15 protein-coding genes and 1 pseudogene are annotated in these 16613 nt (G+C 69.5%); 9 read left to right on the top strand and 7 right to left on the bottom strand.

What is annotated here, in order from left to right:
• Window position 1 precedes the first annotated feature (1 nt).
• A complete protein-coding gene (locus CCZ27_RS03795) occupies window positions 2-358 on the bottom strand; it encodes a DUF2069 domain-containing protein (RefSeq protein ID WP_096445679.1) in 357 nt (118 codons plus the stop codon).
• Window positions 355-954 carry an NAD(P)H:quinone oxidoreductase gene (gene wrbA / locus CCZ27_RS03790; protein WP_096445677.1) on the bottom strand — a complete coding sequence of 200 codons (600 nt, stop codon included), beginning with the start codon at window positions 952-954 and terminating at the stop codon, window positions 355-357. Before wrbA ends, CCZ27_RS03795 begins: the two co-directional genes overlap by 4 nt.
• A gap of 109 nt (window positions 955-1063) precedes the next feature.
• Between wrbA and CCZ27_RS03785 the strand changes: the two genes are divergently transcribed.
• Window positions 1064-2299: a YihY family inner membrane protein gene (locus CCZ27_RS03785; RefSeq protein ID WP_096445674.1), complete on the top strand. Its 1236-nt coding sequence runs from the start codon at window positions 1064-1066 to the stop codon at window positions 2297-2299.
• Here CCZ27_RS03785 and CCZ27_RS03780 read toward each other — a convergent pair.
• Window positions 2287-3828 carry a cyclic-di-GMP receptor FimW-related protein gene (locus CCZ27_RS03780; protein ID WP_096445672.1) on the bottom strand — a complete coding sequence of 514 codons (1542 nt, stop codon included), beginning with the start codon at window positions 3826-3828 and terminating at the stop codon, window positions 2287-2289. The genes CCZ27_RS03785 and CCZ27_RS03780 overlap by 13 nt on opposite strands.
• A 204-nt stretch (window positions 3829-4032) precedes the next feature.
• Between CCZ27_RS03780 and rpsP the strand changes: the two genes are divergently transcribed.
• From rpsP to rplS, 4 genes are all read left to right on the top strand, one after another.
• Window positions 4033-4281, top strand: a complete 249-nt coding sequence (rpsP, locus tag CCZ27_RS03775; RefSeq protein ID WP_096445669.1) for a 30S ribosomal protein S16 — start codon at window positions 4033-4035, stop codon at window positions 4279-4281.
• A 35-nt stretch (window positions 4282-4316) separates the two neighbouring features.
• The gene (rimM, locus tag CCZ27_RS03770; RefSeq protein ID WP_096445666.1) at window positions 4317-4835 is read left to right on the top strand and encodes a ribosome maturation factor RimM; all 519 of its coding nucleotides are present in this window, start codon (window positions 4317-4319) and stop codon (window positions 4833-4835) included.
• A gap of 86 nt (window positions 4836-4921) precedes the next feature.
• Window positions 4922-5698: a tRNA (guanosine(37)-N1)-methyltransferase TrmD gene (gene trmD, locus CCZ27_RS03765; RefSeq protein ID WP_096445663.1), complete on the top strand. Its 777-nt coding sequence runs from the start codon at window positions 4922-4924 to the stop codon at window positions 5696-5698.
• Window positions 5699-5792: 94 nt separating this feature from the next.
• On the top strand, window positions 5793-6194 hold the full coding sequence (rplS, locus tag CCZ27_RS03760; RefSeq protein WP_096445660.1) for a 50S ribosomal protein L19: 402 nt from the start codon (window positions 5793-5795) through the stop codon (window positions 6192-6194).
• 111 nt (window positions 6195-6305) lie between these two features.
• Here the strand turns inward: rplS and lptG are convergent, their stop codons facing one another.
• Entirely contained in the window at window positions 6306-7382 is a 1077-nt protein-coding gene (gene lptG, locus CCZ27_RS03755; RefSeq protein ID WP_096445658.1) for an LPS export ABC transporter permease LptG, read from the bottom strand.
• Window positions 7379-8458 (bottom strand): LPS export ABC transporter permease LptF, encoded by a 1080-nt coding sequence (lptF, locus tag CCZ27_RS03750; RefSeq protein WP_096445655.1) that lies wholly within the window; start codon window positions 8456-8458, stop codon window positions 7379-7381. The genes lptG and lptF overlap by 4 nt, the downstream gene beginning before the upstream one ends.
• Before the next feature lie 162 nt (window positions 8459-8620).
• Here lptF and CCZ27_RS03745 point away from each other — a divergent pair, with 162 nt between their 5' ends.
• The 4 genes and pseudogenes from CCZ27_RS03745 (at window position 8621) to CCZ27_RS03730 (ending at window position 14485) form a co-directional block, all read left to right on the top strand.
• Window positions 8621-10120 (top strand): leucyl aminopeptidase, encoded by a 1500-nt coding sequence (locus CCZ27_RS03745; protein ID WP_096445652.1) that lies wholly within the window; start codon window positions 8621-8623, stop codon window positions 10118-10120.
• A gap of 5 nt (window positions 10121-10125) precedes the next feature.
• Window positions 10126-10566 (top strand): DNA polymerase III subunit chi, encoded by a 441-nt coding sequence (locus CCZ27_RS03740; protein WP_096445649.1) that lies wholly within the window; start codon window positions 10126-10128, stop codon window positions 10564-10566.
• A 487-nt stretch (window positions 10567-11053) separates the two neighbouring features.
• Entirely contained in the window at window positions 11054-11401 is a 348-nt protein-coding gene (locus CCZ27_RS24190) for a hypothetical protein (RefSeq protein ID WP_232516554.1), read from the top strand.
• 91 nt (window positions 11402-11492) lie between these two features.
• Window positions 11493-14485, top strand: a pseudogene (locus CCZ27_RS03730) (valine--tRNA ligase).
• 266 nt (window positions 14486-14751) lie between these two features.
• Here CCZ27_RS03730 and CCZ27_RS03725 read toward each other — a convergent pair.
• Together CCZ27_RS03725 and CCZ27_RS03720 are read right to left on the bottom strand one after the other, a co-directional pair.
• Entirely contained in the window at window positions 14752-14982 is a 231-nt protein-coding gene (locus tag CCZ27_RS03725) for a sulfurtransferase TusA family protein (protein ID WP_096445647.1), read from the bottom strand.
• Between the two features lie 110 nt (window positions 14983-15092).
• Entirely contained in the window at window positions 15093-16541 is a 1449-nt protein-coding gene (locus tag CCZ27_RS03720) for a M48 family metalloprotease (protein ID WP_096445644.1), read from the bottom strand.
• Between the last annotated feature and the right edge of the window lie 72 nt (window positions 16542-16613).

Below are 16613 nucleotides of genomic sequence, written 5' to 3'. Positions count from 1 at the left end.
CTCAGCCCTGTTGCCGCTGCCGCGACGGCGCGGTCGCGCGCGCGTACAGGATGACCGACACGCACAGCACGACGGCGAGCACCGCCTCGGCGATCGCCAGCGGGCCGGTCAGCCCGGCATCGCCGGCGCGCAGCACACCTTCGACGAGGTAGAGCAGCGACAGCATCGACATCCACTGGTAGGTGTAGCGCTTGCCGCGCAGGATGCCGAACACCCCCGGCAGCAGCGGCACCGCCTTCAGCATCATCCACGAGCCGCCCGGCCGCAGCGGCGCCAGCCACGCCTCCCACAGCACGCACAGGACGATCAGCGCGAGCAGGCTGGCGCTCGCGAGCAGGGACAGGGCGCGGGCGTTCATCGCGCCTCCGCCAGCCTGAGGGCCGCCTCGGCCAGGCGGCGGCCCTGCGCCCGCGCCAGCGCGGTCTCGTCCGCACTCAGCACGGGCATGCCATCGGCGCCCGCCACGTGGCTCGCGCCATAGGGCGTGCCGCCGCCGCGCGTGGCATTCAGGGCCGGCTCGGTATAGGGGATGCCCATCAGCAGCATGCCGTGGTGCAGCAGCGGCACCATCATCGACAACAGCGTGGTCTCCTGTCCGCCATGCTGCGAGGCCGTCGAGGTGAACACGCAGGCGGGCTTGCCGACCAGCGTGCCATTCACCCAGTCGCCGGCCAGGCCGTCGAGAAAGTACTTCATCGGTGCGGCCATGTTGCCGAAGCGCGTGGGGCTGCCCAGCGCCAGCCCCGCGCACTGCCGCAGGTCGGACGCCTCGACGTAGGGCGGGCCATCGGCCGGGATGCCGTCCTCCACCGCTTCGCACACCGTCGATACGCGGGGCACGGTCCGCACCCGCGCAGCGGCACCGGGAACCTGATGGATGCCGAGCGCGATCTGCTCCGCCAGCGCGCGCACGGACCCGCGGTGGCTGTAATACAGCACGAGGATTTCCTGCATGGGGATGGAAATGGAATCCGAAGGAAGATGGGGATCGACCCGCGAGCCGATAGAATGCGCGGCATTATACCCGCGCGCCCGCGCCCTTCCGGATGCCCGCACCGCTCCCATGAATTCCGCCGCCATGCGCGACTTCCTGCGCCTGTTCGCCGAACGCTTCACGGCCACGCGCTGCCCGCAGGTGGCGGGCAGCCTCGCCTTCACCACGCTGCTGTCCCTCGTGCCGCTGGTGGCGGTGACGCTGGGCGTATTCGGCAATCTGCCGGGCATGGACCAGCTCGGCACCTCACTGAAGACCTTCCTGCTGCAGAACCTGCTGCCCGAGCGCGCCGGCCGCATCATCACCACCTACGCCCTGCAGTTCTCGCAGAAGGCCGGACAGCTCACGCTCATCGGCACCGCCATGCTCGCCGTCACCGCGCTGCTGTTGCTGGGCACCATAGAAAAGGTCTTCAACCTCATCTGGGGGGTGCGCCGGCCCCGCCCGATGCTGATGCGGCTGACGGTGTCCTGGTTCGTGCTCACCCTGGGCCCGGTCGTGTTCGGCGCCAGCGTGATCGCCACCGGCTACTTGGTCACCACCTCGATGGAATGGGCCGACCACCTGCCGTGGATCGGCGAGATCGCCGCGAGGGTGCTGCCCCCGCTGCTGCTGGGCGCGCTGTTCAGCTTCCTCTACTACGCGGTGCCCAACCACCCGGTGCGCCCGCTGCATGCCGCCGCCGGCGGCCTTGCCGCGGCGCTGGTGTTCTTCCTGATGCAGCGCGCCTTCGGCATGTTCATCGCCAACTTTCCCACCTACACGCTGATCTACGGTACCTTCGCCGCGCTGCCGATCTTCCTCGTCTGGCTGTACCTGTCGTGGACCGTCATCCTGCTCGGCGCCCTGGTCGCGGCGACGCTGCCCGCCTTCCTCGAGCGCCAGCGCATCACCCGCCCCTTTCCCGGCGACCGCGCATGGGCGGCAATCGGCATGCTCGCCACCCTGGGCCACGCCCAGCAGTCCGGACGGCCGGCCCCGTTCGCGCTGCTGCGCGGCAGCGCCGGCCTTGCCGAACATGCCGCCGAATCGCTGCTCGACGGGCTGTGTGAAGCCGGCTGGGCGACGCGCACCGAAGCGGGCGACTGGGTGCTCACCCGCGCCGCGCGCAGCATCCGCATCCGCGCGGTGATAGAGCGCTTCGCCCTGGACCCGCGCGCCTGGCTGGCCGCAGCCGGCGAAGGCGCATCGGCCACCGTCGCCCATCGGCTGCAGGAAGGGCTCGCCGCGTCGGACATGACGCTGGACGAACTGCTGCGGGCGACGCCCGACGGCCCCGCCAGCCCCGCCGCTCAGAGCGCGTAGGGATCGGTCTCGTACTGGAACATCTCGACGTTCGCCGTCTGCATGTCGAGCCCCAGCGCCCGCCCCTGAGCCACGTAGAGCGGCGGCCCCTCGCGCACGAAGACGAAGCGCCGCGAGGTATAGGTGCCGGCCGGCGCCAGGATGACGGCGTTGCGGCGCACCGGCGGCATGGCGGGCAGCATCAGGCCGGGCGACGTGGTCCGGACCTCGCTGCCGCGAAACCCGAGCTGGATCGACGCAAAGCTCTGCGACATCGTCTGCAGGCCGAGTTCGATCTGGTCCGGATCGTCGCTGCGCACCCAGCGCACGATGCACACCGTCCACGGCTCGGCGACATCGCGCCGCAGCGCGACCACCATGCCGGCGGCGACCGTGCCCTGGACGCCGGACACGCTCATGATCGCGTACCCGCCCGGACTCTCGTTCAACACCATCCACTCGGCGATGCGCGCCGCCCCGATCGCGCCCCGCCCCAGTTCCCACACCGCGCGCAGCCCGACGCAGACCTGCACCGCGTACCGGTGGCGCCGCCTCGGCTGTTCCCGCAGCGGCGGCATCGCCCAGCGATCGCGCAACCGGCGCAGCAGCGACAGGATCTCCGCCGGCGCCAGCCCGAGCGGCAGGCCGGCCACGTCGGGCGCGAGCGGTTCGCCATCGATCTCCAGGCTGTTCACTTCGGCTTCGATCATGCGGGTCTCGAGCCACTCGATGTGCTCGCGCGTGCGCGGCGCCAGCGACGCCGGGCTGAAGTAGCACAAGGCGGCGCCGGCCGGCGGCGGGCGCCGGCCGGCGCCGGCCGGCGGCGGGCGCCGGCAGACCGCGACGGGCGGCGCATCGCCGGCCAGGTCGATCCAGTACCCGGCGGCCGACGGCTCGACGGGCTCGTGCGACAGTTGCGCCTGCATCGCGATGGAATCGAGATAGTCGAACATCCAGGATGATTCGCGCGGGGTCAGGCTCTCCGGCTGCGCCACCGCGGCCGCCAGCATGCGGCGATACAGGAACAGGCGCCGCACCGCGGCTTCGTCGACGTCGTGCCCGGCCTCCCTCGCCATGCCGCCGAGGGCGTGCGCGCTACGCCACAGCCCTTCCGGCGCCGAGGCTCCCGACATCGACACGATGATGTGGGCCTCGCTGATCAGCGCAAACGCCTGCTCGCCGCCGCGCTCGGCTTCCTCCCTGCCGAAGCGCAGCCACCGCGTTTCGCGCCGCGCCTCCAGGCGCTCGATGGCGGTTGCGATGTCCCGCAGCAATTCGACCAGCGCATCGGCCGCCACGTGCAGCTCGCGCGACAAGGGCAGCGCGGCATCGAGCAGGCGCGGGCGCAGTCGCCCGCACGCATCCAGCGCCCGCGCACCGAACTGCTGCAGCATCTCCAAGCCGCCCTGCACCCTGTCGGGGTCGCCGGAAATGGCTGCAAGGTGCGCCCGCAAGGCGCCGAGTTCGGCCACGAGGTCGGCGTCGGGCTCGGCTGCGAGCCATTGCAGGATGGCATCGGCCGGATCGGAGGTGCGCTCGGTTTCAGCCATGGGTACTGACGGGTCGGGTAAAGGCGGGGCGGGCATCGAAAGGAAGCCATTGTATTCAAGTTTGGCTTCCGGACATGCACCCGGGCGCCCCGGCAGACTCGCCCCGGTCCGCCCATGCGACTGACGGCAAAGAAAATTCTTGCCGAACAGGGTGCTTTGCCGTAAGATTTTGCGCTTTTCGCATCTACCGATCAGGGAAATCAGATGGTCGTCATTCGCCTTGCCCGTGGTGGCGCCAAGAAGCGCCCGTTCTTCAACATCGTAGCGGCCGATTCCCGCAATCGCCGCGACGGCCGCTTCATCGAGCGCGTGGGTTACTACAATCCGGTGGCTTCCGGCGCCGAGAAGAACCTCGTCGTGAACGCCGAGCGCCTGGCCTACTGGGAACAAAACGGCGCCCAGCTTTCGCCGACGGTCGCCCGCCTGGTCAAGCAGGCCGCCAAGGCCGCCTGAATCCGGGCCGGCGGCTCCGTCCGGGGCTCGCAAGCATGATCGTACTGGGGCGCATCGTCGCCCCTTTCGGCGTTCAGGGCTGGGTCAAGGTCCATCCCTTCGGCGACGATCCGGCGGCCTGGAAGACGATGCCGCACTGGTGGCTGGCCGAGCATGACGACGCCCCCGCGGCGCAGTGGAAGCCGCTCACGCTGAGCGGCTTCCGGCTGCACGGCAAGGGCGTGGTCGCCGCCTTTCGCGAAGTGCCCGACCGCAATGCCGCCGAGGCGCTGGACGGCTGCTACGTCGGCGCGCCGCGCGAAGCGTTGCCCAGGCCCGCCGAAGGCGAATACTACTGGGGCGACCTGGTCGGCCTGGCGGTGGAGAACGAAGCCGGCGAGGCGCTCGGCACCGTGTCCTCGCTGATCTCGACCGGCGCCCACGACGTGCTGCAGGTGCGCGACGGTGCAGGCGAGGATGCGGCGGAACGCCTGATTCCCTTCGTCGCGGCCTACGTGCTGGACGTGGACCTCGGCACCGGACGCATCCGGGTGGCGTGGGAAAAGGACTGGTGACGGCGGGACTGGTGACGGCTGAAGAGGCAACGGCGGGTACCGTCTCGCCGGAGAATGGACGGACGGCACGAGAACTGGCCGGCGGCATGCGCCGCTACGACGTCGTGACCCTGTTTCCGGAGATGTTCGCGGCGCTCACCGGCAGCGGCATCACGCGGCGGGCGAAGGATCGCGGCCTGTACGACATCGCGTTCCACAATCCGCGCGATTTCGCCACCGACGTGCATCGCACGGTGGACGACAGGCCCTACGGTGGCGGCCCCGGCATGGTGATGCTGGCCGAGCCGCTGCAGAAGTCGATCCGCCGGGCGCAGGAGGCGCAGGCCGCGGCCCTGGGCGAGAGCGGCAAGCTGATCTACCTGTCGCCGCAGGGGCGCAGGCTGGATCAGGCGATGGTGATGGAGCTTGCGCACCGGCCCGCACTGATCCTGCTGTGCGGCCGCTATGAAGGGGTCGATCAGCGCCTGATCGACCGCGAGGTGGATGAGGAAGTCTCGCTCGGCGACTTCGTGCTGTCGGGCGGCGAACTGCCGGCGATGGTGATGCTCGATGCGATCGTGCGCCAGTTGCCCGGCGCACTGAACACCGCCGACTCGGCGCAGGAGGATTCCTTCGCCGACGGCCTGCTGGACTGTCCGCACTACACGCGGCCGGAGATGTACGAGAACGAACGGGTGCCCGACGTGCTGCTGTCGGGCAACCACGCGGCGATCCGCCGCTGGCGGCTCAAGCAGGCACTGGGCCGCACATGGCAGCGCCGTCCCGACCTGCTGGCCGGACGACAGTTGAGCAAGACAGAATTGAACCTGCTTGAGGAATTCAGGCGGGAGCAAGCCGGAGCTGGGGGCGGCGGCATCGCCTGAAGGCTCGACGACAAACGGCACGCACCAGGTGGCGACCTGCTCTGCGGCCAGGCCGAGGCGACAGACCGAGGCCGACGACATTGGAGTGAATGCAATGAACCTGATCCAGCAACTCGAACAGGAAGAGATGGCCCGCATCCTGCAGGGCCGGACCATTCCCGAATTCGCACCCGGCGACACCGTGGTCGTCCAGGTGAAGGTGAAGGAAGGCACGCGCGAACGTCTGCAGGCGTACGAAGGCGTGGTGATCGCGAAGCGCAACCGGGGCCTGAACTCGTCCTTCATCGTCCGCAAGATCTCTTCGGGCGAAGGCGTGGAGCGGACGTTCCAGACCTACTCGCCGCTGCTCGCCTCGATCGACGTGAAGCGCCGCGGTGACGTGCGTCGCGCCAAGCTGTACTACCTGCGCCAGCGCTCGGGCAAGTCGGCACGCATCAAGGAAAAGCTGGACTACAAGGCCGCCGCTGCGAAGAAGGCGGCGCAGCAGCAGGGCTGATCGCAGCACCGCTGCCGGCAGCAACGGGAAGACGGGCCTCCGGGCCCGTTTTCTTTTTGGCGCGCCGGGCGGACGGCCTTCGCCGCCCTGCGGCGGCCGGCCGTGCCCGGCTCAGCGGCGATCCACCATGTGCAGCATCAGCGCCGCGGCACTCAGGAAGAGCAGGCTGGGCGTGACCGCGGCCAGCGCGGGATTCCAGGCGTTGATCACGCCCAGGTTCGAGAACAGGCCGTTCAGCAGGTGGAAGGTCACCCCCAGCATCACGCCGAGGAAGACCTTCATGCTGACGTTGCTCATGCGGTCGTGGGTCAGGGCGAAGGGGAGCGCCAGCGCCATCATGACCAGCACGGCGAGCGGATACACCACCTTCTTCCACAGCGCGATCTCGTAGCGGTCCGCGTTCTGCTGGTTCTCCTTCAGGTGCTGGGTGTAGGCCCACAGGTTGCCCACCGACATGCGCTCGGGCACCACCATCAGCACGCTGAGCACCTCGGGCGTCAGTTCGGAGTGCCAGATGAACTCGGGCACCCGCTCGACCTCGGTACGGCCGTCCAGGAACCGGGTGCGCACCACGTCCAGCAGGCGCCAGCGGCCGTCGCCGTCATAGACGCCCCGCTTCGCCTCGGCCAGCGAACTCAGCTTGTAGGCTTCGTCGAAGGTGTAGACGCGCGCCCGCTCCATGCTGCGGTCGGGCAGCAGCGTGCGCACGTTGATCACCATCGGGCCGTCCTTGACCCACAGGCCGGTGCGCAGTTGCTGCGACACGGCCGAATTGGTCGCCGTCAGCCGCCACTGCTGGGCGGCGCTCTCCGCCGGCGGCGCGAGATATTCGCCGAAGACGAAGGTCAGCACCACGAACAGGCTGCCGATCAGGCCGAGCATGCGCAGCATGGCCGCGGTCGACAGGCCCGACGCCCGCATCACGGTGATCTCGGACTGGCGGGCGAGCGCGGTCAGCGCGTACAGCGTGCCGATCAGTACCGCCACCGGCATCAGTTCATACACGCGGCCGGGCACCAGCATCGCCACGTAGGCCAGGGCGTGATGCACCTGGTAGCCGCCCTTGCCGACGTCCTCGAGTTCGTTGATGAAATCGAAGAAGGCGAACAGGCCGAGGAAGGCCACCAGCACGATCGCGGTGGCACCGTAGATCTCGCGCGCGAGATGGCCGAACAAGACCCTGTTCATGCGCGCGCGCGCCAGAAGGGAGAGACTGCCAGCCGGCGGTAGAACATCAGCGCCAGCAGCACCAGCACGACCAGGTGCGGCAGCAGCAGGCCGAGCGCGACCCCGAGCCGCCCCTGCGCGACCCAGGACTGGCACACGGAGATCGCATTGCTGTAGATCAGGTAGGTCAGCAGCGCGAACAGCATGTTGTTGGCGCGGCCGGCGCGCGGATTGACGAAGGACAGCGGGATCGCCATCAGGGCGAGCAGCACCGCCGCCAGCGGCATGCCGATGCGCCCGACGAGTTCGCCCAGGCTGCGCGCATCGCCCTCGCGCAGCAGTTCGACCGTCGGCATCGTGCGCGTGCGCGCCGGCCTCGCCGCGACCTGCGCCTGCTCGATCTGCACCTCGTAGCGCTCGAACTCCATCACGCGGTATTCCGGCGTGCCCGGCTCGCCGTCGTAGCGGCGCCCCTTCTCCAGCACCACGAAGCGGCGGCCGTCGGCGTCGGCGTGCAGATAGCCCTGCGACGAGGCGATCACGCTCAGCCGCCCGCCGCTCTCGTCGCTGACGAACACGTTGCGCACGCGCCCGTCCTCACCGGCGCCGGTCTCGACGAAGAACACCCGCCGCGCGCCGGCGGATTCGCGGAACACGCCCGGCGCCACGCGCTGCGTGTCGTCGCGGCTCTCCAGCCGCTCCTTGTAGTCGGCGCTCTTGTGCTGCGCCCACGGCGCCAGGAACAGCGTGCCCCCCGCGATCACCGCCACCAGCGGCAGGGCGAAGCGCAGCACCGGGCCGATCCAGGCGGTGAGCGGCACGCCGGAGGCGAACCACACCACCATCTCGGAATCCCGGTAGCTGCGCGACAGCGACACCAGCACCGCGATGAACAGGGTCAGCGTCAGCACGGTCGGCACCTCGGACAGCGCGCCGAAGCCGATCAGCGCCAGCACCGCGTCGGACGGCACGCGCCCGCCCGCGGCCTGGCCGAGCAGCCGGATCAGCACCGTGGTGATCAGGATGGCGAACAGCGCGACGAAGACCGCCGCCGCGATCTGGATGAATTCCCGTTGGAGGGCGCGGCGGAAGATCATCGCGCGGGAACTGCGGGAACTGGCAGCAACGTTGAAGAAGGCACGGTGGAGGGCGTGGCGGAAGGGAGGATGACCAGGGGCCGGGCTTTTTGACGGTTCCGTCGCGAACGCGCCATAATCGGCCGAAGCCCGAAACACGCGCCATTGCAAGGAAAAAAGCGGATGGAATTTACCATAAAGACAGCAGCCCCGGAGAAGTTCCGGGCCGGCATCCTGGTCGCCGGCGCCTTCGCCGACGGCACCCTCCCCGCCGCCACCGCGGCGCTCGACAAGGCCGCGGACGGCCGCATCGCCGCCCTGCTCAAGCGCGGCGACCTCGAAGAAAAGGCCGGCTCGACGCTGCTGCTGCCGGAACTGCCCGGCGTCGCCGCCGAGCGCGTGCTGCTCGTCGGCCTCGGCAAGCACGACGATTTCGGCGACAAAGCCTATCGCGACGCGCTCGCCGCCGCGGCCAAGGCGCTGTCCGGCGGCGCGGCCAGGGATGCCGGCGTGCTCCTCGCCGATGTCGACGTGCTCGCACGCGCGCCCGAATGGCGCCTTCAGCAGGCCGCGCGCATCCTCGCCGACGGCGCCTACCGCTTCGATGCGCTCAAGTCGGGCAAGGAGGCGAAGAAGGAACGCGGCGCGAAGAAGTTCACGCTGGTGATCGCCGGCAAGGTCAGCGCAACGCTGGAAACCGCGATGACGCGCGGCCAGGCCGTCGCCGAGGGCATGGCGCTGGCGAAGGATCTGGGCAACCTGCCGGGCAACGTGTGCACCCCGACCCATCTGGCGGAAACGGCCAGGGCGCTGGGCAAGCAGTTCAAGTTCGACGTCGACGTGCTCGACCGCGAAGACATCGAGAAGCTCGGCATGGGCTCCTTCCTGTCGGTGGCGCGCGGCACGCACGAGCCGCCCAAGTTCATCGTCATGCACTACAAGGGCGGCAAGGGCAAGACCAAGCCCGTCGTGCTGGTCGGCAAGGGCATCACCTTCGACACCGGCGGCATCTCGCTCAAGCCCGGCGCCGAGATGGACGAGATGAAGTTCGACATGTGCGGCGCGGCCAGCGTGCTGGGCACGTTCAAGGCCATCGCGCGCATGGGGCTGCCGATCAACGTCGTCGGCCTGATCGCCGCCACCGAGAACATGCCGGGCGGCCGCGCGACCAAGCCGGGCGACGTCGTCACGTCGATGTCGGGCCAGACGATCGAGGTGCTCAACACCGACGCCGAAGGCCGCCTGATCCTGTGCGACGCGCTGACCTACGCCGAGCGCTTCAAGCCGGCCTGCGTGGTGGACATCGCCACGCTGACCGGCGCCTGCGTGGTCGCGCTGGGCAAGATCCCCAGCGGCCTGCTCGCCAACGACGACGAACTCGCCGCCGAGCTGCTCGGGCGCGGCACCGACTCGGGCGACCGCGCGTGGCAGTTGCCGCTGTGGGACGAATACCAGGATCTGCTGAAGAGCAACTTCGCCGACATGGGCAACATCGGCGGCCGCTACGCCGGCACCATCACCGCCGCCTGCTTCCTCGCACGCTTCACCAAGGCGTACAAGTGGGCGCACCTCGACATCGCCGGCACCGCCTGGGTGTCCGGCGACGCCAAGGGAGCCACCGGCCGGCCGGTGCCGCTGCTGTCCGAATTCCTGATCGGTCGCGCCGACGCCAAGGGAAGCTGAAGGCGGTGGCACCGCGGGTGCAGTTCTACCACAACACGCCCGACCGGCTGGCGCTGGCGCGCGAGCTGATCGCGCGCGCGCATGCCGGCGGCCGCAAGGCCGTCGTACGCCTGCCCGATGCCGTCGGCGCGCGCCAGCTCGACCAGTTGCTGTGGACGCAGGAACCGCTCGCCTTCATCCCGCACGTGGGCATCGACTCCGCGCTGGCCGCCGAAACCCCGATCATCCTCGCCACCGCCGGCAGCACTGCCCGCTGGCCGCACGAGGACATGCTGTTCAATCTCGCCACCGACGTGCCGCAAGGCGTGGATGCCTTTCGCCTCGTCGTCGAGATCGTCGGCAGGAACGAAGCGGAGAAGCTGCCGGCGCGCGCGCGGTGGACCGCCTACAAGCAGATGGGGCTCGCCCTGAAGGCATTCGACGCCGAACGCAGGGAGGCGATTTGAAGGACTGGCCCACCCTGCCGGAAGACGACGACCTCGAACGCGCGGACGCCCTGCTCGACCAGGCCGACGCGCTGCTCCGCCGTCACCGCGCGCCGGCATTCCCCCGCCGGCGCAGCCCGCTCCTGCGTCCGCCGCGCCCGGGCCCGAAATCCACCCGCAGCCGCCGGCTCTCGAGGACGACGACGATCTGCCCATCCTGACCGACATCGTCGAGGACTTCGAGCTTGCCGGCCTCGGCGCGTCCGCGGCCAGCGAACCCGCCGAGGCTCCGCCCCCCGCCGCGGCGCCGACCGACCCGGCAAGCATCGCGGGCACGTCGGCGAACTACGCCGCCGCCGCGCCGGAGGACGAATTCGCACCGCCCCCTGCCATCGCGGAGCCGAGCGCCGCGGAAACCGCTGCGGCGGCAGCGGAGCCGGCCGAAGCGCTCCCCGCCGGCAATGCGCCTCCCGCCGCGCCGCCCCCGGCCGGACCGGCGATACCCGCCATGGCTGCGTTCCAGCCGGCCACGGCGTCGATTTCCGCCCCCGCGGACACGGCGCCCCCGCCGACGGCCCTGCCGCCATCGCCAGCCGCGCGGTGGACGGCGGCGGACGAGGACGCGCTGCTGGTTTCGGCGCGCGCGGCCCTGATCGAGGAACTGGTCGAACTCGACACCGAGATCGCCCGCGCCGTCGAAGCCTGGCTGGCCGACGAACTGCCGCAGATCGTCGCGCGCGAGATGGACAGCCTGGCCGAACGGATCCGCGTCGAGACGCTCGCCCAGTTGCGCGCGACCCTGCTGCCCGCCCTGTCCGGGCGCATCGCCCACCGCATCGACAAGCTCGTCGACTGAAGCCACCCCGGACACCGCCCGCGGCGTCCCCCGGGGAGAGCACGGGCCATCCGCTATAATCCGCGTTTTGCCTTCACGCGCTTACGACACCATGGAACTGGCCAAGAGCTTCGAGCCCGCCGACATCGAACGTCGCTGGTACCCGGAATGGGAATCCCGCGGCTATTTCGACGCCGGCCTCGACAAGTCGAACCCCGACGCTTTCTGCATCCTGCTGCCACCGCCCAACGTCACCGGCACGCTGCACATGGGGCACGGCTTCAACCAGACCATCATGGACGCGCTGACGCGCTACCACCGCATGCGCGGCGACAACACGCTGTGGCAGCCGGGCACCGACCATGCCGGCATCGCCACCCAGATCGTCGTCGAACGCCAGTTGGACGCCCAGGGCATCAGCCGCCACGACCTCGGCCGCGAGAAATTCCTCGAGAAGGTGTGGGAGTGGAAGGAATACTCGGGCGGCACCATCACCCGCCAGATGCGCCGGCTCGGCACCAGCCCGGACTGGAAGCGCGAGCGCTTCACCATGGACGAGGGGCTGTCGAAGACCGTCACCGAGACCTTCGTCCGCCTGTATGACGAAGGCCTGATCTACCGCGGCAAGCGCCTGGTGAACTGGGACCCGAAGCTCGGCACCGCGGTGTCCGACCTGGAAGTGGTGTCCGAGGAAGAGGACGGCAAGCTCTACCACATCCTCTACCCCTTCACCGACGGCCCCATCGACGGCCTGCCCGGCCTCACCGTGGCCACCACCCGCCCGAGACCCTGCTCGGCGACGTCGCCGTGATGGTGCATCCCGAGGACGAGCGCTACGCCCACCTGATCGGCAAGACCGTCGCGCTTCCGCTCACCGGACGCCACATCCCCGTCATCGCCGACGACTACGTCGACCGCGAGTTCGGCACCGGCTGCGTGAAGGTCACGCCCGCGCACGACTTCAACGACTACGCCGTCGGCCAGCGCCACAAGCTCGACATGATCGTCGTGCTCACGCTCGGCGGCAGCGTGCCGGCCGTGGCCGAACGCTACACCACCGACGGCATCGCGCTCGAAGGCGTGGCCATGCCCGCCGGCATCGCCGGGCTCGACCGCGTGCCGGCGCGCGAGAAGATCGTCGAAGAACTGGAGGCGCTGGGCCTGATGCTCGAGGCCAAGGCGCACAAGATGCAGGTGCCGCGCGGCGACCGCACCGGCGTGGTGATCGAGCCCATGCTCACCGACCAGTGGTTCGTCGCCATGAGCAGACCGGGGGCCGATGGCAAGAGCATCACCGCGAAAGCGCTGGAGGTCGTGGCCTCGGGCGAGATCCGCTTCTACCCCGAGAACTGGGTCAACACCTACAACCAGTGGCTCAACAACATCCAGGACTGGTGCATCTCGCGCCAGTTGTGGTGGGGCCACCGCATCCCCGCCTGGTACGACGAGGAAGGCCGCATCTACGTCGCCCAGAGCGAGGAAGCGGCCATCGCCCGCTGGAAGGCCGACCTCGAAGCCGAGATCGCCGGCCTGCAGGCCGAAGTCCAGGCGCGCCAGTCGCAGGGCCAGACCGCCGAGCAGTACCCCGAACTCGCCGAACGCCTGTCGGTGCTGCACGCCCGCTACGAGGAAGGCAGGCTGCGCCAGGAAGAGGACGTGCTCGACACCTGGTATTCGTCCGCGCTGTGGCCCTTCTCCACGCTGGACTGGACGCCCGAGTGGCCGGCGCAGAGCAACCCCGCGCTCGACCTCTACCTGCCCTCCACCGTGCTCGTCACCGGCTTCGACATCATCTTCTTCTGGGTCGCGCGCATGGTGATGATGACCAAGCACATCACCGGCAGGATTCCCTTCAGGCACGTCTATGTGCACGGCCTCATCCGCGACGCGGAAGGCCAGAAGATGAGCAAGTCCAAGGGCAACGTGCTCGACCCCATCGACCTCATCGACGGCATCGGCATCGAAGACCTGGTCAAGAAGCGCACCTTCGGCCTGATGAACCCCAAGCAGGCGCAGAGCATCGAGAAGAAGACGCGCAAGGAATTCCCCGAAGGCATCCCCGCCTTCGGCACCGACGCGCTGCGCTTCACCTTCGCCAGCCTCGCCAGCCCGGGCCGCGACATCAAGTTCGACCTTGCCCGCTGCGAGGGCTACCGCAACTTCTGCAACAAGCTGTGGAACGCCACCCGCTTCGTGCTGATGAACACCGAAGGCCAGGACTGCGGCCTCGGCGAACACGGCGCCGAAGCATGCGCGCCCGGCGGCGAACTCGACTTCTCCTTCGCCGACCGCTGGATCGTCTCGCGCCTGCAGCGCACCGAGGCCGAGGCGGCCGAGCAGTTCGAAGCCTACCGCTTCGACCTCGTCGCCCGCGCGGTGTACGAATTCGTGTGGGACGAATACTGCGACTGGTACCTCGAACTCGCCAAGGTCCAGATCCAGACCGGCACGCCCGGCCAGCAGCGCGCCACGCGCCGCACCCTGCTGCGCGTGCTGGAAACCGTGCTGCGCCTGGCCCACCCGCTGATCCCCTTCATCACCGAAGAACTGTGGCAGACGGTGGCGCCGCTCGCCGCACGCAAGGACACCGGCAGCCTGATGCTGGCCCGCTACCCGAAGGCCGACCCGGGCCGCATCGACGAGGCCGCCGAGGCCAAGGTCGCCGAACTGAAGGCGATGATCTACGCCTGCCGCAACCTGCGCGGCGAGATGAACATCTCCCCCGCCCAGCGCCTGCCGCTGGTCGCCGCCGGCGACGCCGCGACGCTGCAAGCCTGCGCGCCCTACCTCGCCGGGCTGGCCAAGCTGTCGGAGGTGCAGATCGTGGCCGAGATCGGCGCCGGCGAACTCGCACCGGTCGCGGTCGCCGGCGAAACCCGCCTGATGCTGAAGGTGGAAATCGACGTCGCCGCCGAGCGCGAACGCCTGCAGAAGGAGATCACCCGCCTCGAAGGCGAAATCACCAAGGCCGAAGGCAAGCTCGGCAACGCCAGCTTCGTCGACCGCGCCCCGGCCACCGTCGTGCAGCAAGAACGCGACCGGCTGGCGGGCTTCAAAGCCACGCTGGAAAAGCTCAAGCCGCAACTGGCCAGGCTGGGCGGCTGATCTCCGCAAACCGGCCTGCCCCGTTCCGGCAGTGCAGGTGGCACAGGCGTCAGCAGGCGCCGGTGGGGCCATTCGTGGCGCAGGCGAGGACTGTCCGAGCCCGCAGGGCGAGTTCCGCAGCCTGCAGAACGAATGGCCGCGCCGGCGCCTGCGATTGAACGCGATACCCTCGAACGCGCCCCATCCTGCCCGGAAAACAAGACAAGAACGGGCTGCCCCGCGATCCGGGGCAGCCCGTTTCATTTCCGCCGCGTAAGGCGCGGACCCTACTTCCGCTTCAGGAAGAACTCGAAGGCCCTGTCCACCGTCTCGCCCTGCTGCAGCAACTCGTTGCCGGTCTGGCGCGCGAACGCCTGGAAATCCTTCACCGAACCGGGGTCGGTCGCCAGCACCCGCAGCACGTCGCCCGTCTTCATCTCGCTCAGCGCCTTCTTGGCGCGCAGGATGGGCAGCGGGCAGTTCAGGCCGCGCGCATCCACTTCCTTGTCGAAATTCATCTATCGTCCCTCGTTCTCATCGCGCGGCACCACGCACGCCGGCGGTGGATTCTAGAGGATGCCCCCGGCAGCCGGTAGCGCACCCCTGCACGCGAAAGGCGTGCCGGCGCTCAGGACGGCTCGACTCCGCGTTCCTTGTCCAGCTTTTCCTCGCGATGGCGCTGCTTGAGTTCACGCAGCCGCGCATCGACGGCCGACAAGTCGTAGAAATCGCCATCGCCTTCCCTGCGTGCGATCTCGAGCTGCTCGATCGCCGCCGGCAAGCTGCCCTGCAGCACATAGACCTCGGCCTGCGCGCGATGCTGCGCCGTCCGCTTGCCCAGCGCCTGGTTGGCACGGGACAGCAACTGCCACAGGCGCACGTCGTCGCCGCGCGAATTCAGCATCTGGCGCAAGCTGCCCGCCGCCGCGGCCGGCATGCCGGACAGGATCTGCGCATCGGCCAGCGCATAGGTGACGCTGCGGCTGGCCGGGAAGCGCTTCTGCGCCGTACCCAGCAACCGCACCGCGCCGTCGCCGTCCTTGCGCGCGAGCAGGATCTCCGCCCCGAGCAACTCGAGGGCAGCCGAAGGCGCGGCATTGGCGCGCGTCTTGTCCAGCATCGCCTGCGCCTCGTCCAGCCGTCCGGCGCGCATCAGCGCCCGCGCAAGCCCGTAGCGCAGGGTCGCATCGGTCGGCTGCTGCGCGACGCGGCTTTCGAGATCCTTGACCGCATCGGCGGGCAGGCCGGCCTGGGCGCGCAGCTTGGCCTGCGCGTAGCCGAAGTCCGGCGAATCCAGCACCTGCCGGTAGCGCATAGAAGACACGCGGTTCTCCATGTCGGCGATGCGCTCGAAAGTCAGCGGGTGCGTGCGCAGGTAGGCGGGAGCGTTGTTCTCGTACAGGCGGGTGCCGCGCTGCAGGCGTTCGAAGAAACCCGGCATGCCGCGCACGTCGAAGCCGGCGGCCTCCAGGGTCTGCAGGCCGACGCGGTCGGCCTCGCGCTCGTAGTCGCGGGTGTAGCCGAGCTGCGCCTGCAGCGCGCCGGCGCTGCCGGCCGCGATCGCCGCCTCGCCGACCTGCGAGTTGCTGCGCGCCGCGAGCACGGCGATCAGCAGCGAGGCCAGCATCGCGATGCCCGCCTGGCTCTGCTTGCCGATGATCTGGGCGATGTGCCGCTGGGTGACGTGGGCGATTTCGTGGCCCAGCACCGAGGCGAGTTCGGATTCGCTCTGCGCGGCCAGGATCAGGCCGGTATGCACGCCGATGTAGCCGCCGGGCAGCGCGAAGGCGTTGAGCGTCGGGTCCTTCACGACGAAAAAGTCGAAGTCGTGCGAAGGCTGGTCGCTCGCGGCGACCAGCCGCCGGCCGAGCCGGCCCACGTATTCCTCGATCTCGGGATCGTCCAGGTAGGCCGCGTCGTGCCAGCGGATCTGGCGGATGATCTGCTCGCCGATGCGGCGCTCGGCCGCGGTGGAAAGCTCGGACGTGCCGACGTCGCCGAGATCGGGAAGATCCGCGGCGCGGACGGGAAAGGCCAGCGCGAGGCTGAGCATCAGGGCAAGCGGTCGACGCATCATCGGCTGCTATGATACCCGCCCGCAGCGGGCGTTCCCCGGGGGCGGTGTATCTTCCTGTAGCGCCGGGCGGCG

It is taken from the genome of Thauera sp. K11, assembly GCF_002354895.1.
Taxonomy (GTDB): Bacteria; Pseudomonadota; Gammaproteobacteria; order Burkholderiales; family Rhodocyclaceae; genus Thauera; species Thauera sinica.
This window is presented reverse-complemented; position numbering and strand designations above follow the sequence as displayed.